This window comes from Amycolatopsis sp. NPDC101161, from assembly GCF_044768185.1.
Taxonomy (GTDB): domain Bacteria; phylum Actinomycetota; class Actinomycetes; order Mycobacteriales; family Pseudonocardiaceae; genus Amycolatopsis.
Map to the genome: position 1 here is coordinate 1007778 of NZ_JBIWPI010000004.1, position 21387 is coordinate 1029164.

Below are 21387 nucleotides of genomic sequence, written 5' to 3' on the forward strand. Positions count from 1 at the left end.
GGGCGCGGCTGGCTGTGGATAAAACGGCGATCGCGCGGGCGTCAGGCGGCGGTGACCGCCGGGCGGCGGGTTGAGCGGGCCGCTACCGCTGCCATGCCCGCCGTCAGCAGGTCCGCCACCGTGAACATCACCCGGGAGGCCACCGCGAACGCCGTGGCCTGGCCGACCGTCAGGCCGCTCGCCGTCAGCACCGCTACCTGGGCCACCTCGCGCACTCCCACGCCGCTCGGGAGGATGAACGCGAACGTGCCCACCGTCATCGCCACCGCCATCGCGCCCACGCACAGCACGAAACCGCTGAAGCCCGGCGTTCCCACCGAGTTCGCCAGCAGCCACAGGTGGATCCCCTGGAGGCACCACGCCGCCGTCGAGGCGCCGAAGACCTTGCCCACCACCTTCCAGCCCAGCGGGTGGGCCAGCGGGGGCCGCCGGAGGATACGAAGGACCAGGGATGTGCCCCACGTCAGGATCTTCGGGTGGAGCATCGCCAGGCCGACCGGGATCAGCACGAACAGCCACATCGCCCGCGGGCTGTTGCTGAACACCGCCGGCGCGGCCAGGAGCGAGACCACCAGGGCCGACACCACGCCGACGCCCAGCTGGATCAGCGAGCCCGTGAAGATCCTCGCTCGGGCCAGGCCCGCCTTGCGGCCCAGCTCCATCTGCAGCAGGTACGCCCAGACCGACCCCGGCACGTACTTGCCGAGCGAGCCGACCAGGCAGATCTGCGCTCCCCGGGCGTAGCCGATCGGCTTGCCCAGGTCGTCGACCATCACCTGCCAGCCCCACGTCGACACCATGATCGCCGCGACCAGGGCCACCAGGCTGAGCAGGGACGACTGCCACGCGACGTCACGCAGCGTGTGCCAGAACTCGCCCCAGTTGGAGGCCAGCTGCTTCGCCGCGAAGCCGATGACCAGCAGGATCGCGACCCATCTGACGACGTCGAGGATCTTCGCCTTGGTGGACTTCCGCTGCTTTCCGGCAGCAGGAAGATCCTCTGGCGTCTCAACTGTCGTCATCGACGGTCTCCTCAGGTCTGAGGCTTGTTCTGGTCAGGCCGCCGCGGCCCGACCGCACGGTGCTGATCACCGCGGAAGTCATGCGGCGGCCGACGGCTGAACAAGCCTCATTGCACCGTGACCAGGCGGCTGAATTCGGCCAGCAGATCGTAACCGTCCCAGACCGCGGAGAACGTCAGGGCGCTGCCGAACGGCACGATCCGGTCGACGCCACGGCCCGCCAGCTCGTACGCGAACTCCGTCAGCTCCTCGGCGGTGAAGCCGAACTGGCTGACCGTCTGGTCCTTGCGCAGGACGATCGGCACCAGGTCGGACAAAGTGGACACTCGCGCGTTCGCGAACGTGCCCGCGCCGAGCCATTCCCGAGGCAGGATCGCCGGGTCGGTGAGCTCCAAAGTGGCCAGCCCGTTGCCGTCGAACGCGATCTCCTTGACCAGCCCGTCGACCGCCGCGCCGTAGGCCGACACCCGCTTCTGGACCGCCATCGCCGGCTCGGTGACGTGCTGCTTCGTCTCCAGCACCGACGCCAGCAGCGTCCGGAACTCCTGGCCGGCCGCGGCCGCACCGGCGGCGTCACCCACCCAGAACACCGCGCGCGGCGACGAGCAGGCGGCCTGGTCGAACCAGTACGAGTCGTTGTAGAAGCCCTCGGCGGCCGCGCGGCGCTCCTCCGCGGACGCCCGCTGCCAGCCCGCCACCGAAGCGACGGCGAACGACGAGCGGTCCGGGAACGTCAGGTCACGCGCGTGCGGCGCGAGCGGGTACTTGCGCAGCGCCGCGACGGAGCCGTCGCCGCCCCAGATGACGCGCAGGTCGGCGGCCAGCGACAGGGCGCCGCTGACCTCGTCGCTGCGGTCGTAAGTCACCATGCGCTGGGTCGCCCGGATCACGTCCGCGACCGAAGAGTCCACTTCGGACAGTGCCGCGTTCAGCGCCTCCAGCACCGCTTCGGCGGCCCCGGCCGAGCGCGACGACACCCGCACGACGTTGTGGTTGCCCGCCAGCGCCGACAGCGCCCACGAGTAGACGAAGATCGTGTCGACGTTCGCCGGCGGCACGTGGAACACCAGCCCGCGCGGGAACCGCAGCGCGCCGCCAGTGGTGTCCAAAGTGGACAATGCCTTGGCGATCTCGCCCTTGCGCAGGAAGAAGCCGAGCGACGCCAGCTCCGGGAACCGGCGCGCGGTGGCCGGCGCCAGCAGCTTGCGCGCGAACTTCGCGATGAACTCGACGACGCGCGGGTCGCCGACGCGCAGCCGGCCGCCCGGCGGTGCGGCGCGCAGCTCGTCGACCAGCGTGCCGACCTCGAGCGAAGGAGCAGAGGGAAAACGCTGCGTCAGAGAAGTCACGCCGCCGCTCCCGAGAACGTGTCCGAGCACCCGCGTGCCTCGGCCTTCGGCAGCCGGCCGAGCACCGAGAAGTGCTTGCCCGGCCAGTCGCCGTCGTCGATGCCGTTGTAGACGCCGAGGTCTTCGGTCAGCAGCACGTGCCCCGGGTACGACGTCGGGAGCGTCGAGACGACCTCGATCACGCCCGGCTCGCCGACCGGCTGCTCTTCCCACGTCTCCGGGTTCCGGATCACGACGTCGGCGAAGTCCGGGCAGTACAGCGAGTTCCCGGACGGCCCTTCGAGGAACACCGTGCCGATCTGCTCGATCATCCCGTAGTAGTTGTGGATCCGGGTGAGCCCGGTGTCCTCTTTGAACCGGCGGCGGAACTCGGTGTTGTCGACCGCGCGGTCGATCAGCTTCTTCCAGCCACCGGAGTGGATCAGGATCCCGTTCGACAGGTCGAGGTTGTTGTCCCGCGCGACCTCGTACAGGTACAGCCACACCATGAACGTGAAGCCGAAGATCAGGAACGGCTTGTCGCCGTACTCGGCCAGGAACTTCTTGACGGCCTCGACGTCCGGCTGGTCGTTCTCGTCGAGCACGTACGTGTGCTTGCGGCCGAAGTTCGCCATGCCCAGCACACCCGCGCCGCGCGCGGAGAACGAGCGGCGGTTCTTGATGATGCCGATCGTGTCGACCATCAACATCGGCAGCCGCTCGCCGCCGAGGACCTCCTGCAGCGTCGCGCCGAGCTGCTTGGTCTGCGCGCCCGCGGCCACCTTGTCCAGGTAGATCCGCGACGCGCCCGCGCCGGTGGTGCCCGACGACGTCAGCGTCTTGAAGACCTCGCTGTCCGGCACCGACTTGAGGTCGTGCGTCTTGAACATCCGCACCGGCAGCCACGGCAGGTCGGCGATCGTGGCGAAGGAAGCGTCCGGCGCGATCCCCAGCGACGACAGGATCCGGTCGTAGCCTTCGGAGTTCGCCCGGTGGTGGGCCGTCAACGAGGCCAGTTCGGGCAGCAGCAAGGCCTCCCGGTCGGCCTGCGACCGAGTGAACACGCTCATACCTTCGCCTCCAGTGACCGGTAGTCGATCTTGCCGCTGGCCAGCAGCGGCACGGTGTCGATCGGGCGGACGTCGAACCCGCTGACGTGCAGGTGCAGCCGCTCGGACAGCGCCCGCGACGCGTCCTTGCAGATGCCGGCGTCGGCGCCCTCGGCGAACAGCACCACCTTGTCGCCGGCGGGGACCGCCGCCACCACGTCGATCCCGACCGCCGCCGTGCGCACGGCTTGCTCGAGGTCGTCGAGGCTGACGCGGTTGCCGAACACCTTGCCGATGCGCTTGAGCCGCCCGGTGATGAACAGGTACCCGTCTTCGTCGAGGTACCCGAGGTCACCGGTGGCGAGCACGCCGCCGTATTCGTCGCCCTTGGCCAGGCCGGACTCGTCGTCCGCGTAACCCAGCATCACATTGGGCCCACGGTAGACGACCTCACCGACAATTTTCGGGTGCGTGGTCTCCGAGCCGTCGTCCCGGCGGACCGCGAACTTCCCGCCCGGCAGCGCCGGCCCGGCGGAACCGAGCTTTTCGGCCAGTTTTTCGGCGGGCACCGTCGTCATCCGCGGCGCCGCCTCGGTCTGGCCGTACATGACGTACATCCGGCCGCCGACAGCGAGCATCTTCTCGTTGAACTCGGCGATCAGCTCGTCGCGCAGCTTCCCGCCGGCCTGCGTCAGCGTGCGCAGCGTCGGGTACTTCGCGGGGTCGAACTTGAGCCGCCGCAGCATTTCGTAGTGGTACGGGACACCCGAGAGGGACGTCACGCCGTAGGTGTTCACCGCGTCCCAGAAGCCGCGGCCGAGCACGCCGGACGGCTCGATCACGACGGTCGCGTCCCGCACCAGGTGCGAGTTCAGCACCGACAGGCCGTAGCTGTAGTGCAGCGGCAGGCAGGTCGGCGCGACCTCGTCGGCGTCGATGTGCAGCACCTGCGCGATGGCGTCGGCGTTCGAAAGGATCGCCTGCCGCGACAGCCGGACGAGCTTCGGGTTGCCGGTGGACCCGCTGGTCGGCAGCAGGACGGCCAGATCGGGGTGCGGCTGGACGCCCTCCTCCGAAGAACGGACCCAGTCCGAGCCCCGGACGCGGTACCCGTCCGGAGCGTCGCCGGACGCCGACAGCACCGCCGCCGGGCGGAACCGCGCGACCAGCCCGGCCAGGACGTCCGCGTCCAGCGCCGGGTCGATCAGCGCGATCGCCCGGCCGGATTCGAACGCGCCCAGGTAGGTCAGCACGCTCGGCAGGTCGACCGCCATCCGCGCGAACACGACGCCGACCGGCAGGGCGGCGAGCGCCTCCATGGAGCGGCCGACCTCGGCCGACAGTTCCGCGCCCGCCAGCGTGCGGCCCCCGGCCACATCGACCAGCCGGGCTCCCGCACCCAACAGCGTCACAGCACCAAGCCTCCGTCGACGCCCAGCACCTGCCCGGTGATGAAGGACGCCTCATCACTCACCAGGAACCGGATCGCGTTCGCCACGTCTTCCGCCCGGCCCAGCCGGCCGAGCGGCGTCTTGCCGGTGTTCTCCGCCTTCGCGTCCTCGCTCAGGCCCGCGGTCAGGTCGGTCTCGATCACGCCCGGCGCGACCGCGTTGACGCGGATCCCGGACCGGCCGAGCTCCTTCGCCGCCGACTTCGCGATGTTCGCCACCGCCGCCTTCGACGCCGCGTACACCGTCTGACCAGCGCTTCCGTACTCGCCGACGATCGAGGCGAGCACGACGATCGAGCCGGTCTTCTTCCGCATCATCGCCCGGGCCGCGGCCTGGACGGTGTGCAGCGTGCCGGCGACGTTCGTGCTCAGCGTCGTGTCGACGAGCTCCTCGCGGATCATCCCGAGCAGCGCGTCTTCCATGATCCCGGCGTTGGCCACGACGATGTCGAGCTTGCCGTGCTCCTTCGCGACGCTCCTGACCAGCGAAGACACGGCCTTCGCGTCGGTGACGTCGAGGGCGAGCCCGGCCGCCGCGCCGGCCGCCGAAGCGGCTTCCTTGGCGCGGGCTTCGTCGCGGCCGGTGAGCACCACCGTCGCGCCCGCTTCCGCCAGAGCGCGCGCGGTGGCCAGGCCGATCCCCCGCGTCCCGCCGGTGACGAGCGCGACGCGACCGGACAGATCAGGCATTCTTCGCCTGCAGCTCGGTCACCATGTCCACGGCGACCTTGAAGCTGGACATGTCGATGACCTGGTCGGTGTCGAACTCGACGTCGAACTCGTCCTCGATGGCCGCGACCAGCGCCATGTGGCCGACCGAGTCCCACGCCTCGATGTCGCGGTACTTCAGGTTCTCGACGTCCACGTCACCGTCGAGGTCCAGCGCCTCGACGAAGACCTCGCGCAGCTTGGGGGCAACCGACATGTGCATGACTCCTAGTGCTCTTCGCGCGGGCGGGCGTCCCACGCCTTTACCAAGGTAGAGAGGTCGCCGGGCAGCGTGACGTCCGGGAGACCTTCCTTGCCCTTCAGCCACGGCCCGAGGGCCTCGATCGTCTCCTCGTCGAGACCGCGGCGGGACAGGCCCACGACGTTGACGCCGGTCACGCGGGCCGGGTTGCCGACGGCGATGGTGAACGCGCCGATCTCGCGCCGCACCGCCGAGCCCATCCCGATCATCGCGCCGGGCCCGATCACGACCTTCTGGTGCAGGATCGCGCCCATGCCGAGGTTGGCGCCGTCCCAGATGTGGCAGTGGCCACCCGTGACGGCGTTCGACGCGATCGTCACGCCGTCGCCGACCAGGCAGTCGTGCGCGATGTGGGAGTTGCGCAGGAAGTAGCCGTCGCTCCCGACGGTCGTCGTCCGCCAGGTCCCTTGGTGGACGCTCACGTACTCGCGGATCCGGTTGCGGCTGCCGATGACGACGCCGTGGCCGTCGTGATCCGGGTCACCCACCGGCGCGGCCTCCCAGGCGGCCGGGTGGGGGCGGCCGCGGTCCTCGCCGGGCGTGCCGATCGTCACGTGCGGGCCGATCCAGTTGCCGTCGCCGATCCGCGCCGGCCCGACGATCACCGCGAACGGCCCGATCACGTTGTCGTCGCCGAGTTCGACGCCTTCGCCGAGGACGGCGGTCGGGTGGATGCGGTTGGCCACGGGTGGTCGTCCGTTCGTCGGCGGCTGGGTACTGGGCGTGCTACCGCGCCCGGTAACGTGTGGCCCGCGTTGATGCAGGGCGGCCGGGCGCAGAACCGGCGGCTCACTGTACCGGACGCGCCGAAATCGCCTGCCGAGAGAGACTGCCCATGATCCCCATCACCGTGGTCGACGTTCGCGACGCGGAGGACCTCGTCGTCGAGGTGCTGCGCTCCGGCGCCATCGCACAGGGACCGATGGTCAAGCGCTTCGAAGACGCCTTCGCGGCGGTCTCCGGGACGAAGCACGCGATCGCGGTCAACAACGGGACGACCGCGCTGGTCGCCGCCCTCCAGGTCCTCGACCTGAAGCCGGGTGACGAGGTCATCACCTCGCCGTTCACGTTCGTCGCGACGCTCAACGCGATCCTCGAGGCCGGCGCGACCGTCCGGTTCGCCGACATCCGGCGCGACGACTTCGCGATCGACCCGGACGCCGTCGCCAAGGCGGTGACCGGCCGCACGAAGGTGCTCATGCCGGTGCACCTCTACGGCCAGACGGCGGACATGGGCAAGCTGGCGCCGCTGGCCGCCGAGCACGGCCTCCAGGTCATCGAGGACTCCGCGCAAGCCGTCGGCGCGTCGTTCGAGGGCAAGCAGGCCGGCTCGTTCGGCATCGGCTGCTTCTCGCTGTACGCGACGAAGAACATCACCACCGCCGAGGGCGGCGTCATCACGACGGACGACGACGCGCTGGCCGACAAGCTGCGCGTGCTGCGCAACCAGGGCATGCGCGCCCGCTACCAGTACGAGGTCGCCGGGCACAACTACCGGATGACCGACCTGCACGCCGCCGTCGGCATCCCGCAGCTGGCGAAGCTCGACCAGCTGACCGCGGCCCGCCAGGCGAACGCGAAGCGGCTCTCGGAGGGCCTCGCGGGCACGCCGGGCCTCGACGTCCCGCAGGTGCTGCCGGGCCGCGAGCACGTGTGGCACCAGTACACGGTGCTGGTCGGGCCGCACGCGTTCCTGTCGCGCGACGAGCTGGCCGCGGCGCTCACCGAGCGCGGCATCGGCAACGGCATCTACTACCCCAAGATCGTCTTCGACTACGACTGCTACGCGGGTCACGACCTGATCCCGGGCGCGCGCGTCGAGGACTTCCCGGTGGCGCAGGCGGTTGCCGCGCAAGCGCTTTCGCTACCGGTGCACCCGCACCTGACCGAGTCCGACCTGGACACCATCATCGAAACCGTTCGCGAGGTACTGGGCGCATGACGCATCGGATCGCTCTTGTCGGCACCGGGAACATGGGATCGCTGCACGCCCGCGTGCTCGCCCAGAACGAGCGCGTCGACCTGGTGCGCGTGATCGATCCGCGCGAGGAAGCCGGCAAGGCGGTCGCCGACCGGTACGAGACGCAGTGGACGCCGGAGATCGGCGAACTGTCCGATGTGGACGCCGTCGTGCTCGCCTCGGCCACCGAGGTGCACTACGACCTGGCGCAGGAGATCTTCCGCCAGGGCAAGCCGATGCTGGTCGAAAAGCCGGTCTGCAACAGCTTCGAGAAGTCCCAGGAGATCGTCGCGCTGTCGGCGAAGAACGACATCCCGCTGATGTGCGGGCTGCTGGAGCGCTACAACCCGGCGGTCATGACCGCGCGGGCGCTGGTGCAGGAGCCGGTGCACCTGATGGCCCGCCGCCACGGCCCGTACGCGCCGCGCATCAAGACGGGCGTCGCGTGGGACCTGCTGGTGCACGACGTCGACCTGGCGATCCAGTTCTTCGGCGGCGCGACGCCTTCGCGCGTGACGTCCGGCGCGGGGTACTTCCACCCGTCGTCGGTCGACGGCGCCGAGGACACCATCGAGACGGTGCTGTCGTTCCCGACCGGCCTGGCCACGGTGTCGGCGTCGCGGCTGGGCCAGAAGAAGGTCCGCTCGCTGGTGGTGTCGGAGCTGGACCGGCTGATCGAGATCGACCTGCTGCGCCGCGACGTCACGATCTACCGGCACGTCTCGCACGACTCCGTCACCCCGGACGGCCTCGGCTACCGGCAGCAGACGGTGATCGAGATCCCGGAGCTGGTCACCGCGCGCGAGCCGCTCGCGACGCAGCTGGACCGGTTCTGCGACCTGCTGGAGGGCAAGATCGACGCGGACACCGAGCGCGACCTGATCCTGCCGTCGCACCACGTCGTCGAGCAGGTCCTGACGCAGGCCGCGGCCTAGCTCACCGGCACCGGGAAGGCCGCCGGGCTCCGGCGGCCGTCCGGGCCCACCGCGCGGACGGCGAAGAAGACGTTGTCCTTGGACAGGTCGATCTTCGCCGTCAGCGCCGGGCCGATGTCGAGCGCGTGCGTCCAGTCCGGGGCCGTCGTCTCACGCCAGAGGACTTCGTAGCCGGCCGCGCCCGGGGTCGCGTCCCACAGCAGTTCCGAGTCGTTCGTCAGCGCGGCTGTGCGGATCTTCACGCCCTTCGGCGTTCCCGGCGCCGTCGCCAGCGACCACAGGGCCGCGCCGTTGACCCGCGCGACCCGGGCGATGAACGGGAAGTCGCAGAACTCCGGCAGGTCGCCGTACTGGACGCCGTTCTCGACGCGGACGTCCTGGTGCTGGTGCGCGAAGTCCTCGGCGGGCTCGGTGAACCGCGCCGCCGGGTAGCCTTGCTCGAGGAAGCCGATGTGGTCGCCGCCGCGCAGGTAGCGGTCGCGGCGGTAGATCACCCGGACGGCCATGCCGGTCGCGTCGTTCTCCGCCACCGACTTCACGAACCGGGCCAGCTGCCGCGGCGGTGAGTCGTTCTCGCCGCCGATGCTGCGGCGCAGGTTCGCCTCGGCCGGCGTCTCCGCGGTCGGGACGCCTTCGGCGAACAGCCGGATCGTGAACGGGTCGCGCGTGCCGTCGTCGGCCCGGCTGGCGCCGACGATGTCGTCGGTGAACATCCCCTGGACGTCGGTGCCGGCGGCCTTGAACTGCTGCGCCATGTGGCGAGCGCCGTAGAGCCCCTGCTCCTCGCCCGCGACGGCGGCGAAGACGATCGTCGCGGCCGGCTGCCGGGTCGAAAGCACGCGTGCCAGTTCCAGGGCGACCGCGACGCCCGACGCGTCGTCGTCGGCGCCCGGTGCGTCGGCGGTGGAGTTCATGACGTCGGTGCAGCGCGAGTCGTAGTGCCCCGAAACGACGTACACGCGGCCGGGATCGGTGGACCCGTGCAGCGTCGCGACGACGTTGGTGATCGTGGTCGGCACCGGGATCCGGTCGGCCGGCGGCTGGACGTACGACTGCAGCTCGACGGTCAGCCGGCCGCCGGACGCGGCCGCGATCTGCTGGTACTGCGCGAAGATCCAGTCGCGCGCGGCACCGATGCCGCGCACCGGGTCGTCTTGGGCCGACAGCGTGTGCCGCGTGCCGAACGCGGCCAGCCGCCGCACGGTCGCCTCGATCCGCCGTTCGTCGACCTGCCGCAGCAGCGCGCGAAGGTCCGGGCCGGGACGCTGCGGCCGGACGGGGACGCCGGGCCCGCGGTCGCCGAGTTCGGCGGCACCCGCCGGGACACCGACCGTGGACGCCGCCACGGCCGCGGCCGAAACGGTGAGGAACGCTCGTCGAGAGGTCACGGTTGGGTTCTTACGCCCGCGCGGTGCCGCCGGGTACCGCCTACTTGGTGAGCCGCTTGCCGGCCGCGTCGTAGGCGATCAGCGGGGTCAGGACCGCGGAGTTCGGCACGGCCACGGGGTCGAACCAGAAGACGACCACGTTCGGGTCCTCGCTCCACTTCGCCAGGCTGGCGTCGACGGTCTTGCCGTGCACCGTGGTCGTGATCCGCGCGACCTGGCCGGCGAAGTAGCCGAACACCGGGATCACGTCGTTGCCGGACAGCTCGCCGCCGTCGGCGGCGTGGAAGCCGAACGACCGGTCGGAGCCACGGAACTCGTTCGTCATCAGCACGGACTGCAGCGTTCCCCCGGAGCGGAAGCCGGCGACCAGCCCGAAGTGGATGTCCGGCAGCTGCGGCAGGTCGACCGGCCGCGCGAAGAAGACGATCTCGCCGCGCCCGGTCCGGATCCCGGTCCCGATCACGGCCCCCATCGGCTGGTCCTCGGCGGGCGCGGGGGTCGTCGAGGTGGCCGGCACCGGAGCGGGCGGCTGCGCGATCGGCGCGGGCGCGGGCTGGCGCAGCTGGACGGCGAAGACGAACACCAGCACGACGACGGCCGCGGCGGCGATCCCGGCCGCGCCGGTCAGCACGCGGCGGCGACGCCGGAGGCGCGTGCCCCCGGCCATGATGGCGGCGAGGTCCGGCTCGGCGAAGGGCTCGTCGGGCGGCTGCCGGAGGGCGGCGCGGAAGTCGTCGAGGTCGTTCATCGCCCGCTCCCCCCGATCAGGGTGTCCTCGCCGGCCTCGACCCGCAGCTTGGCCAGCGCCCGCGAGTTCGTGCTCTTGACGGTACCGAGCGAAACGCCGAGCTCACGGGCCACGTCGGCCTCGGGCAGGTCGAAGAAGTGGCGCAGCACGACGACGGCGCGTTCGCGGTCGGTCAGCGTCCGCAGCACAGCGGTGAGCCAGGCCCGCTGGGTGACGGCTTTGTCGACGTCGTACCGGTCGGGCCGGTCGGGCACGGCTTCGGTGGCGTACTCGCGGATCGGCCGCCGCCAGCCGTCGATGACGTGGTTGACCAGGACGGTCCGGGCGTAGCCGTAGGCGTCCTTGTGGCGGACTCGCACCCAGGCGGCGTAGGTGCGGGTGAAGGCGGTCTGGGCGGCGTCTTCGGCCTGGTGGCGGTCACCGGTGAGCAGGTAGGCGGCGTGGGTGAGCCTCGCCGACGACGCGCGCACGAAGTCCGCGAACTCGTCGTCGCCGCGCGCCATGGGTCACCTCGTTCCGTCCTTTCCCAGCGACGGCCGGGCCGCGGAAAGGTTGCTTCTCGATCTTGCGAACGTTGTGTAATCGATATCTCGCGCTCGGTCACGAAGTACTAGATTGTGCTGCGTGCGCCTCCGTGCGCAGGGCTTCGCCGCCGACGATCGGGCGGTTCCGCGACGGCGGCGCCGGCGACCCACGCCGGCGCTGCCGTCATCCAACCGGCAGAGAGAGCGCTATCGCTGCCCGGCGAGCCACCGCCACCGGCGGCGCTCGGTGACCACCGTGGCGGCCGCGAGCACGGTCACGGCGACCGCCGCCCAGGCCGGCCAGGCGAGCCACGAGCTGACGACCGCGGCGACGAGCTGGAGCAGCACCAGCAGGATCGTCACCCACCCCGGCACCGCGACCAGCACCTTGGCCTTGTCCCCCGGCGTGGCGAAGCAGGTCGGCAGGCCGATCAGGACCACCACCGACAGGGCCGCCAGCAGCCATGACTGGCCGGCCAGCGCCCACGGCGTGGCCACCCAGGCGACGAGTTCCGTCGCGAAGCGGAGCACGGAGGGCAGCCGGTCGTCAGGCCGGTCCGAAGCCGTTTCTTCCCCAGTGGCGTCGAGCACCCGCCAACGCTACTCCGAGAAGTCGCCCGACGGCGCGCCCCAGCCGGACGCGTCCGCGCCGCGTTCCTCCGCGATCGCGCGGCGGCGGGCGTTCTCCGTGCGGACCCGGTCCACTTCGGACTGGATGTACTCCTCGTCGTAGCGCTGGAACACCCGCGCCGGGTTGCCGGCCACCAGTGTCCGCGGCGGAACGTCCTTCGCCACCACCGAGTTCGGCTGGACCGTCGCGAAGTCGCCGATCGTCACGCCCGCCATGATCACCACCAGGCCGCCGATGAAGCAGCCCTTGCCGATCTTCACCGGCTTGCGCTCGATCAGGTCGCTGCCCGAATGGTTCTGCAGCGTCATGTTCGCGAGCCAGCTCGAGTGCGTGAAGATCAGCGTGTTCAGGCCGATGCTGGTGTGCTCGCCGATCTCGAGCCCGCCGCTCGCGTCGAGGGCCGCTCCTTCACCCACCCAGCAGTGGTCGCCCATCTTCAGGTTCTCGGGGCTGATGATCTTCACGCGCTCGCGCACGCGGCACGTCGAAGGCAGCCCGTAGAACTGAGCGCGCTCGGCGTCGTTCATGTACTGCGAAACGAGCTCGGTCAGGATCTGCGGGCGCAGCCGGTGGCTGCGCTCGTCATCGAAGAACATCGGCTTCCGACACCAGCTTCTCGAACGTACGGAGGTGTTCTTCCGCGACGACGTCGAGGCCGAAGTTCGACCGCACCATCTCGCTCTCGCGCTGCGCGATCACGGCCCGGCGGTCCGGGTCGTCGAGCAGCTCGATCACCGTGCGCGCCACGGCTTCCGAGTCGTCGGGACGCACCAGCAGCACGTTCTCGCCGTTGCGCAGCTCGATGCCCGGGTAGTTGTCCTCGGTCACCGACGCGATCGTCGCCGTCCCGGACAGCATCGCCTCCAGGGAAGCCGTGCCGCAGCCGCCGTTGAGGTCGTGCGTGACGATGTCCGCCGCCGCGAAGTACGCCGGGACGTCCGCCTTCGGCACCGCGCCCGTCACCACCAGCGCGTCCGAGACGCCCAGTTCGGCCGCCCGCTTGAGGAACGCGTCGTGGTACACGCGGCCGACGACGACCACCCGGACGCCCGGGTGCTTGTCCAAAATGGACGGCAGCGCCTCGATCAGCGGCAGCCGGTTGCGCAGCGGGATGACGTGCCCGAGCGAGACGATCAGCGGCGCGTCGCCGATTTCGTGCTCCGCGCGGACGTCCTTCGTCACCGGCTTCTCGAAGTGGCCGGTGTCGACCGCGATCGGGAAGTACTCCGAGTTCGCGTCGCTGGTGCCGTACCGCTCGACGCAGTAGTCGACGCCCAGCTTGTCGAGGATGACGTAGCGCGGCCGGAGGTACTTCAGGATCGGCTTCACGAGCACCGCGTCGAGCAGCCGGAACACGCCGCCGTACAGCTTGTTGTCGCTGATCAGCAGCGTGTGGATGGTCAGCAGCGTCGGCACGCCGTGGCGGCGCGCCCAGATCCCGGCCAGCCACGACAGGTCGAAGAACTGGCCGTGCAGGTGGATCGCGTCCGGCTTGAACTCGTCCAGCAGCTTCCACAGCCGCCGCCAGTTGCCCGGCCGCAGCGACGCGAAGCTCATGTCGAAGTCGATCGACAGGCCGACCTGCGGCATCTTCACCGCGGGGAGGCGCACGACGCGGTAGCCGTCGCGCTCCTCCTCGGCCGGGGCGTCGGCGTAGGCGGCCGTGATGGCCAGGACCTCGTGCCCGGCCGCCACGAACTGCGCCGCCAGCGACGCCGCCATGTGCGCGCTGCCGCCCACCCGGGGCGGGAAGAAGTTGTTGACCACCGCGATGCGCATCGCACGTCCTCGGGCCGGCCCCGCGGTGGCACTCACTCGGATTCCTTGACCAGTTCCCGCATGCCGTCTTCGACGGTGATCCGCGGCTCCCAGCCGAGCACCTCGCGGGCGCGGGTGATGTCCGCGGCGCGCCGCGAGACCAGCACGTCACGCTCGTTGAACAGCGGCTCGACGTCGACGCCGACGGCCTCGATGAGGATCTTCGCGAGCGCGGCGATCGACGTGTCGATGCCGGTGCCGATGTTGATCGGCAGGTTCGCCTGCTCCGACTCGAGCGCCGCGACGACGGCCCGCGCGAGGTCGGTGACGTGCACGAAGTCCATCGACTGGTCGCCGCGGCCGTCGATGATCGGCGGCTGGCCGGCGCGCAGGCGCTGGATGAAGTGGTTGATCACCGACGTGTAGTAGGCCTCGATCTTCTGGCCCGGGCCGTACACGTTGAAGAAGCGCAGCGCGTTCCAGGACAGGCCCTTGGTGCGCTCGTAGAAGCCGAGCATGTCCTCGCCGGCGCGCTTGGAGATGCAGTACGGCGTGAGCGGGCGCAGCTCGTCGTCCTCGTGCATCGGCAGCCGCTTCGGCTCGCCGTAGACCGACGCGGTCGAGGCGAACACCAGGCGCTCGACACCCTCGTCCGCGGCGGCGGCGAAGACGTTGTGGTTGCCGATCATGTTGATGTCGATCGACTCGTGCGGGTCGGCGATCGACTTGTTGATCGACACCGTCGCGAAGTGGATGACGTGCGTGCAGCCGCGCATGGCCTCGCGCACCGCGCCGCCGTAGCGGACGTCCTTCTCGACCAGCTCGACCTGGCCGGTGGCGACGAACTCGTTGACGCGGGCGCGGTCGCCGCGGGTCATGTTGTCGAAGATCCGGACCGTGTAGCCACCCTCGATCAGCAGCGGGATGACGTGCGCGGCGATGAACCCACCGCCCCCGGTGAAGAGCACCTTCTTGTCGGACACCAATTTCTCCTCGGTAGGGGCTTCAGGACAGGGACTGCACGGCTTCGCGCACGACCTCGCCGACGCGGGTGACCTCGGCGTCGGTGAGGTTGGCGTGCATGGGGATCGCGAGCTGGCGCGCGAACGCGTCGGCCGAGACGGGCAGCGGCGCCTGGGGACCGTAGATCGGCTGCAGGTGCGAGGCGTAGGTGCCGAAGTTGCACTGGACGCCCGTTTCGCGGATGCGCAGGGCGAGCGTGTCGCGGCTGATCTCCGGCGCGACCGTCAGCAGGTAGGCCTGCCACGGGTGCTCCCGATCGGACAGTTCCACCGGGACGGTCAGCGCGTCGATGTCGTCGAACGCCTCGTGGTAGCGCTTCGCGACCGACCGGCGGGCGGCGAGGAGGTCCGGCAGCCGGTCGAGCTGGACGTTCATGATCGCGGCCTGGACGTCCGACATGCGGAAGTTGTAGCCGAGCTCGTGGAACTCGGGGATCGGCAGCGCGTTCGAGCCTTCGCGGCTGATCGCCGGCTCGATGCCGTAGGTGTGCAGCTTGCGGGCGTGCGCGATGAGGTCTTCGCGGTCGGAGACCAGCGCGCCGCCCTCGCCCGCGGTGATGCCCTTGCGGCCGTGGAAGGAGAACGCGGCGAGGTCGGCGAGGCTGCCGGCCGGGCGTGTCTTGTACGTCGCGCCGGCGGCGCACGCGGCGTCCTCGAAGAGCCAGAGGCCGTGCTTGTCGGCGATCGCGCGGTACTCGTCGAAGTCACCGGGCTGGCCGGCGACGTCGACGGCGAGGATGCCGACCGTCTTCGGCGTGATCAGCGCTTCGACGTGGGCCGGGTCGGCGCTGAAGACGTCCGGGCGGATGTCGGCGAAGACCGGCTTCGCGCCGGCCTGCACGACGGCGTGGCCGGTGGCCGGGAACGTGTAGTCGCCGACGATGACCTCGTCACCCGGCTGGACGCCGAGGACCTTGAGGCCCAGGAAGAGCGCCGAGCCGCAGTTCGCGGTCGTCAACGCGTGCGCGGTGCCGGTGACCTGCGCGAACCGCTCTTCGAAGCGGCGGCACGCCGGTCCGGCGCCGGCCAGCCAGCCGGATCGGAAGACCTCGGCGACGGCGGCGAGCTCCTCTTCGCCCACGGTCGGCTGACCAAGGGCAATGCTGTCGGTCGACATACCTCTCCCATTGCGTGGGGACCCGGCGAAGTGTATAGACGCTCACTCAGGTGATTCACAGCCCCACGCCGAAGACCACTTTCGAGTGACAACTTCCCCAGGTCGGCAGCCGTCTTAAGCTGGACGCATGCGATTCGGGGTCCTGGGGGCGGTCGCCGCGTGGGGGGAAGACGGCACGCAGGTGGCGGTGGGCGGCCCGCGGTCGCGAACGCTGCTCGCGCTGCTCGCCCTCGAAGCCGGGCGGTTCGTCCCGGCCGAGCGGCTGATCGACGGCATGTATGGCGAATACCCACCCGACGGCGCGGCGAACGCGTTGCAGTCGCAGGTCTCGCGGCTGCGGACGGCGTTGAAGGACTTGGCGCCGGTGGAGTTCACCGCCGCCGGGTACCGGCTGGTCGTCCAACCGGACGAAGTGGACGTTCACGCTTTCGAAAGCCTGGCCCGGGAAGGCCGGACGCTGCTGAAGAACGGCGAGCACGCGCGGGCGGCCACTGTCCTCGGTGAAGCGATGGCGTTGTGGCGCGGGGCGGCGTTCACCGACCTGACCGACGCGCCGTTCGCCGCGGCCCAGGCCGCCCGGCTCGACGAGCTGCGGGCCGACGCCGCGGACGACCACGTCGAAGCCCGGCTGGCCCTCGGGCGGGCCGAGGACGTCCTCGCCGAGCTGCGCGAGACCGTCGCCGCGCAGCCGCTGCGGGAACGCCCGCGCACGCAGCTCGTCCGGGCGCTGACCGCCGCGGGACGGCCGGCCGACGCGCTGGCCGCGTTCGAGGACGCCCGGCGCACGCTGGCCGACGAGCTGGGCGCCGACCCTGGTCCAGACCTCGCCGAAGCCCACCTCGCCGTGCTGCGCGGCGAGACCGAGAAGCCCGCGATCCCGGCGTTGCCCGCGCAGCTGACCAGCTTCGTCGGCCGCGACGGCGAGCTGCGGCAGGTCGCGGACCTGCTGGGGCGCAGCCGGCTCGTGACGCTGACCGGGCCGGGCGGCACCGGCAAGACGCGCCTGGCTGTCGAAGCGGCCGCCGTCGATTCCGGGCCGGTCGCGTTCGTCGAACTCGCCCCGCACGACGGCCCTGGAGTCGCCGGCGCGGTGCTGGCCGCGCTGGGCCTGCGCGAGAGCTCGCGCGGCGGCCCGCAGGACCCCGCAGACCGGCTGATCTCGGCGCTGCGCGACCGGGCGGTGCTGCTCGTGCTCGACAACTGCGAGCACGTCGTCGACGTCGCGGCCCGGCTGGCCGGCCGGCTGCTCGCCGCGTGCCCGGGGCTGCGGGTGCTGGCCACCAGCCGCGAGCCGCTCGGCATCACCGGCGAGCAGCTGGCGCCGGTGCCGCGGCTGGCCGTTCCGCCGCCCGGCACGCCCGCCGCGGAGGCACTGGCGTACCCGTCCGTCCGGCTGTTCGCCGAGCGCGCGGCCGCGAGCGATCCCGCGTTCGTCGTCGACGAGACGACGATCGGGGACGTCCAGCACATCTGCGCGGCCCTCGACGGCCTGCCGCTGGCGCTGGAGCTGGCCGCGGCCCGCGTCCGGAGCCTGGCCCTCGGCGAGATGGCGGCCCGGCTCGACGACCGGTTCCGGCTGCTCGGCCGCGGCAGCCGGACGGCCGAGGCGCGGCACCGCTCGCTGCGCGGCGTCGTCGAGTGGAGCTGGGACCTCCTCGACGACGAGGAACGCGAGCCGGCGCGGCGCCTGGCGGCGTTCCCCGGCGGCGCGACGCTGGCCGCGGCGGCCGAGGTCTGCGGCGCGGACGCCGAACTGGTGCTCGAACTGGCCGACAAGTCGCTGGTCGAAGCCGTCGGCGGCCGGTTCCGGATGCTCGAGACGATCCGCGCGTTCGGCGCGGAGAAGCTCGCCGAAGCGGGCGAGACCGAGGCCGTCCACCGCGCGCACGCCGAGTACTTCCTGCGGTTCGCCGAGGAAGCCGACCCGATGCTGCGGACCGCGGCGCAGCTGGAGTGGCTCGACCGGATCGACGCCGAGTACGACAACCTCTTGGCCGCGCTGCGCTGGTCCACCGAGCACGACGTCGCAATCGCGCTGCGGCTGGTGCCGCTGCTGGCGATGTACTGGTGGATGCGCGGTCGGCGGTTCGAGGGCGCGGTGCTGTCGCTCGCCGTGGTCTCGCGCTGCCCTCCCGAACTGCAGGAGGAGTACGCCGAGGAGTTCCTGGTGTGCGTGCTCGGCGCGGTGTCCGGGCACCCGCACGAGTCGCTCGAGCAGTACCTCCCGCTGGTCCGGCGCTACGTCCTGGACGACTCCTGGCGGCCCAGCCACCCCATGACGGTCATGCTGCTGGGCGTGGTGGGCGGGCCCCCGGGCGAAGTCAGGCTGACCAGCCGCGGCGAAGGTCTGCTGGCGGCCGGCGACCCCTGGGGCTGGGCACTGCTGCCGATGGGGATGGGCCTGAGCGCGATGATGGCCGGCGACCTCGTCACGGCCGAGGAGGGCCTGCGCGAGGGCGCGGTCCAGTTCCGCGCCCTGGGCGAGCGGTGGGGCCTGTCGATGGCGCTCGACCACCTGTCGCAGCTGCTGACCTGGCGGGGCGAGCACGATGCCGCGCTGCCGCTGATGGACGAGGCCCTGGGCCTGATGCGGGCGATCGGCGCGATGGACGACGTCGCGGACCTGATGTGCCGCCGCGCCTGGACCCGGTTGCTGGCCGGCGACCGGGCGGGTGCCCGCGCCGACTACGAGCTGGCGGCCGCCACGGCCCGGCGGTCGGGCATGCCCGAGTCGCGCGCGGCGGCGTTCGTCGGCCTGGCCACGCTGGCCCGTCTCTCCCAGGACCTGCCGGCGGCCCGGGAGTTCTGCGAGCGCGCCCTGGCCGAGTGCCCGGGCGGCTCGTTCGCGGCCGAGACGGCCCGGGCTTCGGTGCTGATCGCACTCGGCTGGGTGGCACTGGCCGAAGGCCGCCCGGCCGACGCGGCCCCGCTGCACCGGGAGGCGCTGCTGGCCGGGCACCGCTGGCACGCGGCGGACGTGGTGGCGTTCGCGCTGGAGGGCCTGGCCGGGGTGGCCCGGCCGGAACCCGCGGCGATCCTGCTGGGCGCGGCGGCCGGCGTCCGCGGGACGGCGATCAGCGGCGACCCGGACGTCTCCTCGGTGCGGGCCCGGGTCGTCGAGTCGCTGGGCACCGAGGCGTTCGAGCGGGCGTACGGAACGGGGCTGGGGATGAGCGCCCAGAAGGCGCTGACCACGGCCGGGCTGGCGGACTGAGCGCCGCTCCCCTTCCCCGCTCGCGTAGCCTGGTCGATCGTGCGCAACGTCGTAGTCGTCGGGGGCGGGATCGTCGGTCTGGCCGTGGCCTGGGAGCTGACCAGGCGCGGGCTGGACGTCACCGTGCTGGAGAAGGAATCCCGCTGGGCCGCCCACCAGACCGGGCACAACTCGAACGTCGTGCACGCCGGGCTCTACTACAAGCCCGGGTCCTTCAAGGCGCGGATGTCCGTCGCCGGGAACCGGTCCATCGTGGACTTCGCGCGGCAGTACGGCGTACCCGTCGAGGTCTGCGGGAAGCTCGTCGTCGCCACCGACGAAAGCGAGATCCCGGCGCTCAACACCCTCGCCGAGCGGGCCGAGGCCAACGGCGTCCCGGCGAAGAAGATCTCCCCCGCCGAAGCGCGCGAGTACGAGCCCGAAGTCGCCTGCGTCGCCGCTTTGCGGGTCGAGTCCACCGGGATCATCGACTTCCCCGGCGTCTGCGCCGCGCTCGTCCGGCTGCTCGACGAAGCCGGTGTCGACCTTCGGCTGAACAGCCCCGTGCTCGCGATCCGCGCCGGGGCGAACGGCGGGGTCGAGGTCGCGACCGGGGAAGACGTCGTCCAGGCCGACGCGCTCGTCAACTGCGCCGGCCTGCACTCCGACCGCGTCGCGCGGCTCGCCGGGCTGACGCCGTCGGCGAAGATCGTGCCGTTCCGCGGGGAGTACTACGAGCTCAAGCCCGAACGCCGCGGCCTGGTCAAGGGCCTGATCTACCCGGTGCCGGACCCGACGCTGCCGTTCCTCGGCGTGCACCTCACCCGGATGCTCGACGGCAGCGTCCACGCCGGCCCGAACGCCGTGCTCGCGCTGCGCCGCGAGGGCTACCGCTGGCGCGACTTCTCCGCGAAGGACGTCGCCGAGGTCGCCGCCTTCCCGGGCGCCTGGCGGCTCGCGAAGAAGTACGCGTTCCCGACCGGCCTCGACGAGGTGCGGCGCTCGTTCTCGAAGAAGCGGTTCGCCGCGAGCCTCGCCCGGCTTGTCCCGGCCGTCACCGCGGACGACATCGTCCGCCACGGCTCCGGCGTGCGCGCGCAGGCGATGCGCCGCGACGGCTCGCTCGTCGACGACTTCCTCATCGAAACCGCGCGCGACCAGGTGCACGTCCTGAACGCGCCGTCGCCGGCCGCGACGAGCGCGCTCGAGATCGCGCGCCACATCGCCGACCAGGTGTCGAAGGACTAGCCCGGCAGGTTTGCCGTCACCAGCGGCAGGCCCTGCTTGACGACGTCGCACGTCTTGGTGTCGTCGCCGATGAACCCGCTGACCACCTGCACCGACGACGTCTCGGTGATCGGCAGGAACGCCCCGCAGGTGACGCGCAGCCCGCCCAGGTTCGGGTAGACGCCCCACTTCTTGCCGCCGACGTCGACGGTCTCGAGCGGGGTGACGCCCTTGACGCCGGGCCAGTCGGTCACCGGGGTGCTCGGGCCGAACCAGACTTCGAACGCCTTCTGGCCCTCGTTGCCGTCGGTGTCGTCCCAGAGGCAGTAGGTCGCGTTGGGCACCGACGACGAGCTGTCCTTCTGCCCGTTCGGCGAGATGTTCTTGAGCTGCGCCACCTGCTCCGGCTTCAGCGTCGCGCAGGGGTCCGCCGACAGCAGCGGCCCGCCCGGCTCGGCCTTCACCGGCCCGGTCGGGGTGATCGGGGGCGCGGCCTGCCCGCCGGGCAGGTGGGCCGCGACCTGCGGGACCACGGTCTTCGCCAGCTCGCACGCCTTGGCCAGCTCCGGGCCCGAGACGCTGACGAAGGCGAAGGACTTGTCACCGAAGAGCGCGTAGAACACGCAGTCGTTGGCGAGGATCGACGGGTACTGCGTCCAGTTGAAGCCACCCAGCCGCTGCGGCTCGGACTTCGGGACGGCACCGGCGATGTACTCGTTGAAGTCCAGGTCCGTCGCGTAGCCGACGTTGAGCGTGGCCGACGGCTCGACGTCGCTCTTCGTGCTCCACAGGCACATCGGCGCCTGCAGCCGCTCCTTGTTCTCCTCCACGGACCGGCCGGGGGACTCGTAGCCGAGGGCGTCGACCTGGGTCTGGTCGAGCAGCGTGCAGGCGTCGACGGCCTTGGCGATCGGGCCCTGACCCGGCACCGGCGACGCCGTCCCGCTGACGGCCACCGAGCAGCCGGACACCACGGTCAGGGCCGCCAGCACCGCCACGACCTGCCACTTCATGCGCATGAATCCTCCCGTTCGGCCCGGACACTACTGGGACGAACGGAGCAGC

At 71.4% G+C, this 21387-nt stretch carries 20 protein-coding genes; 4 read left to right on the plus strand and 16 right to left on the minus strand.

The window, feature by feature from the left end; genetic code table 11:
* Positions 1 to 41: 41 nt before the first annotated feature.
* The 7 genes from ACIRSS_RS32610 to ACIRSS_RS32640 form a co-directional block, all read right to left on the minus strand.
* Positions 42 to 1022, minus strand: a complete 981-nt coding sequence (locus tag ACIRSS_RS32610) for a YbhN family protein (protein ID WP_400901524.1) — start codon at positions 1020 to 1022, stop codon at positions 42 to 44.
* Between the two features lie 107 nt (positions 1023 to 1129).
* The gene (locus ACIRSS_RS32615; RefSeq protein ID WP_400901526.1) at positions 1130 to 2371 is read right to left on the minus strand and encodes an acyl-CoA reductase; all 1242 of its coding nucleotides are present in this window, start codon (positions 2369 to 2371) and stop codon (positions 1130 to 1132) included.
* Positions 2368 to 3420: an acyl-protein synthetase gene (locus tag ACIRSS_RS32620; RefSeq protein ID WP_400901528.1), complete on the minus strand. Its 1053-nt coding sequence runs from the start codon at positions 3418 to 3420 to the stop codon at positions 2368 to 2370. The genes ACIRSS_RS32615 and ACIRSS_RS32620 overlap by 4 nt, the downstream gene beginning before the upstream one ends.
* Positions 3417 to 4811, minus strand: coding sequence for an AMP-binding protein (locus ACIRSS_RS32625; protein ID WP_400901530.1), 1395 nt, complete (start codon positions 4809 to 4811; stop codon positions 3417 to 3419). Before ACIRSS_RS32625 ends, ACIRSS_RS32620 begins: the two co-directional genes overlap by 4 nt.
* Positions 4808 to 5539 (minus strand): glucose 1-dehydrogenase, encoded by a 732-nt coding sequence (locus tag ACIRSS_RS32630; RefSeq protein ID WP_400901532.1) that lies wholly within the window; start codon positions 5537 to 5539, stop codon positions 4808 to 4810. Before ACIRSS_RS32630 ends, ACIRSS_RS32625 begins: the two co-directional genes overlap by 4 nt.
* On the minus strand, positions 5532 to 5774 hold the full coding sequence (locus tag ACIRSS_RS32635) for an acyl carrier protein (RefSeq protein ID WP_400901533.1): 243 nt from the start codon (positions 5772 to 5774) through the stop codon (positions 5532 to 5534). The genes ACIRSS_RS32630 and ACIRSS_RS32635 overlap by 8 nt, the downstream gene beginning before the upstream one ends.
* Positions 5775 to 5785: 11 nt before the next feature.
* A complete protein-coding gene (locus ACIRSS_RS32640) occupies positions 5786 to 6505 on the minus strand; it encodes a UDP-N-acetylglucosamine acyltransferase (protein ID WP_400901535.1) in 720 nt (239 codons plus the stop codon).
* Positions 6506 to 6654: 149 nt separating this feature from the next.
* Between ACIRSS_RS32640 and ACIRSS_RS32645 the strand changes: the two genes are divergently transcribed.
* Together ACIRSS_RS32645 and ACIRSS_RS32650 are read left to right on the plus strand one after the other, a co-directional pair.
* Positions 6655 to 7761, plus strand: a complete 1107-nt coding sequence (locus tag ACIRSS_RS32645; protein ID WP_400901537.1) for a DegT/DnrJ/EryC1/StrS family aminotransferase — start codon at positions 6655 to 6657, stop codon at positions 7759 to 7761.
* On the plus strand, positions 7758 to 8714 hold the full coding sequence (locus ACIRSS_RS32650) for a Gfo/Idh/MocA family protein (protein WP_400901539.1): 957 nt from the start codon (positions 7758 to 7760) through the stop codon (positions 8712 to 8714). The genes ACIRSS_RS32645 and ACIRSS_RS32650 overlap by 4 nt, the downstream gene beginning before the upstream one ends.
* Here the strand turns inward: ACIRSS_RS32650 and ACIRSS_RS32655 are convergent.
* The 8 genes from ACIRSS_RS32655 to ACIRSS_RS32690 form a co-directional block, all read right to left on the minus strand.
* Positions 8711 to 10102 (minus strand): M20/M25/M40 family metallo-hydrolase, encoded by a 1392-nt coding sequence (locus tag ACIRSS_RS32655; RefSeq protein WP_400901541.1) that lies wholly within the window; start codon positions 10100 to 10102, stop codon positions 8711 to 8713. The two genes, ACIRSS_RS32650 and ACIRSS_RS32655, sit on opposite strands and share 4 nt — an antisense overlap.
* 40 nt (positions 10103 to 10142) lie before the next feature.
* Positions 10143 to 10850, minus strand: coding sequence for a hypothetical protein (locus ACIRSS_RS32660; protein ID WP_400901543.1), 708 nt, complete (start codon positions 10848 to 10850; stop codon positions 10143 to 10145).
* On the minus strand, positions 10847 to 11353 hold the full coding sequence (locus tag ACIRSS_RS32665; protein WP_400901544.1) for a SigE family RNA polymerase sigma factor: 507 nt from the start codon (positions 11351 to 11353) through the stop codon (positions 10847 to 10849). The genes ACIRSS_RS32660 and ACIRSS_RS32665 overlap by 4 nt, the downstream gene beginning before the upstream one ends.
* Before the next feature lie 228 nt (positions 11354 to 11581).
* Positions 11582 to 11965, minus strand: coding sequence for a hypothetical protein (locus ACIRSS_RS32670; protein WP_400901546.1), 384 nt, complete (start codon positions 11963 to 11965; stop codon positions 11582 to 11584).
* A gap of 9 nt (positions 11966 to 11974) precedes the next feature.
* Positions 11975 to 12601: an acyltransferase gene (locus ACIRSS_RS32675; RefSeq protein ID WP_400901548.1), complete on the minus strand. Its 627-nt coding sequence runs from the start codon at positions 12599 to 12601 to the stop codon at positions 11975 to 11977.
* On the minus strand, positions 12588 to 13784 hold the full coding sequence (locus ACIRSS_RS32680; protein ID WP_400901550.1) for a glycosyltransferase family 4 protein: 1197 nt from the start codon (positions 13782 to 13784) through the stop codon (positions 12588 to 12590). Before ACIRSS_RS32680 ends, ACIRSS_RS32675 begins: the two co-directional genes overlap by 14 nt.
* A gap of 32 nt (positions 13785 to 13816) precedes the next feature.
* The gene (locus ACIRSS_RS32685) at positions 13817 to 14746 is read right to left on the minus strand and encodes an NAD-dependent epimerase/dehydratase family protein (protein ID WP_400901551.1); all 930 of its coding nucleotides are present in this window, start codon (positions 14744 to 14746) and stop codon (positions 13817 to 13819) included.
* 22 nt (positions 14747 to 14768) lie between these two features.
* Positions 14769 to 15902 carry a DegT/DnrJ/EryC1/StrS family aminotransferase gene (locus ACIRSS_RS32690; RefSeq protein WP_400901552.1) on the minus strand — a complete coding sequence of 378 codons (1134 nt, stop codon included), beginning with the start codon at positions 15900 to 15902 and terminating at the stop codon, positions 14769 to 14771.
* A gap of 127 nt (positions 15903 to 16029) precedes the next feature.
* On the opposite strand from ACIRSS_RS32690, the gene ACIRSS_RS32695 reads away from it, so the two are divergent.
* Both ACIRSS_RS32695 and lhgO read left to right on the plus strand, forming a co-directional pair.
* Positions 16030 to 19116: a BTAD domain-containing putative transcriptional regulator gene (locus ACIRSS_RS32695; RefSeq protein ID WP_400901554.1), complete on the plus strand. Its 3087-nt coding sequence runs from the start codon at positions 16030 to 16032 to the stop codon at positions 19114 to 19116.
* Positions 19117 to 19155: 39 nt separating this feature from the next.
* Positions 19156 to 20343, plus strand: coding sequence for an L-2-hydroxyglutarate oxidase (gene lhgO, locus ACIRSS_RS32700; RefSeq protein WP_400901556.1), 1188 nt, complete (start codon positions 19156 to 19158; stop codon positions 20341 to 20343).
* On the opposite strand, the gene ACIRSS_RS32705 is transcribed toward lhgO, so the two are convergent.
* The gene (locus ACIRSS_RS32705; protein ID WP_400901558.1) at positions 20340 to 21341 is read right to left on the minus strand and encodes a DUF3558 family protein; all 1002 of its coding nucleotides are present in this window, start codon (positions 21339 to 21341) and stop codon (positions 20340 to 20342) included. The two genes, lhgO and ACIRSS_RS32705, sit on opposite strands and share 4 nt — an antisense overlap.
* Between the last annotated feature and the right edge of the window lie 46 nt (positions 21342 to 21387).

Coding starts and splice junctions, on each gene's coding strand:
- ACIRSS_RS32610 (WP_400901524.1), bottom strand. CDS start 1,022: ATGACGACAGTTGAGACGCCAGAGGATCTTCCTGCTGCCGGAAAGCAG.
- ACIRSS_RS32620 (WP_400901528.1), bottom strand. CDS start 3,420: ATGAGCGTGTTCACTCGGTCGCAGGCCGACCGGGAGGCCTTGCTGCTG.
- ACIRSS_RS32630 (WP_400901532.1), bottom strand. CDS start 5,539: ATGCCTGATCTGTCCGGTCGCGTCGCGCTCGTCACCGGCGGGACGCGG.
- ACIRSS_RS32635 (WP_400901533.1), bottom strand. CDS start 5,774: ATGTCGGTTGCCCCCAAGCTGCGCGAGGTCTTCGTCGAGGCGCTGGAC.
- ACIRSS_RS32645 (WP_400901537.1), top strand. CDS start 6,655: ATGATCCCCATCACCGTGGTCGACGTTCGCGACGCGGAGGACCTCGTC.
- ACIRSS_RS32650 (WP_400901539.1), top strand. CDS start 7,758: ATGACGCATCGGATCGCTCTTGTCGGCACCGGGAACATGGGATCGCTG.
- ACIRSS_RS32660 (WP_400901543.1), bottom strand. CDS start 10,850: ATGAACGACCTCGACGACTTCCGCGCCGCCCTCCGGCAGCCGCCCGAC.
- ACIRSS_RS32665 (WP_400901544.1), bottom strand. CDS start 11,353: ATGGCGCGCGGCGACGACGAGTTCGCGGACTTCGTGCGCGCGTCGTCG.
- ACIRSS_RS32675 (WP_400901548.1), bottom strand. CDS start 12,601: ATGTTCTTCGATGACGAGCGCAGCCACCGGCTGCGCCCGCAGATCCTG.
- ACIRSS_RS32680 (WP_400901550.1), bottom strand. CDS start 13,784: ATGCGCATCGCGGTGGTCAACAACTTCTTCCCGCCCCGGGTGGGCGGC.
- ACIRSS_RS32690 (WP_400901552.1), bottom strand. CDS start 15,902: ATGTCGACCGACAGCATTGCCCTTGGTCAGCCGACCGTGGGCGAAGAG.
- ACIRSS_RS32695 (WP_400901554.1), top strand. CDS start 16,030: ATGCGATTCGGGGTCCTGGGGGCGGTCGCCGCGTGGGGGGAAGACGGC.
- ACIRSS_RS32705 (WP_400901558.1), bottom strand. CDS start 21,341: ATGCGCATGAAGTGGCAGGTCGTGGCGGTGCTGGCGGCCCTGACCGTG.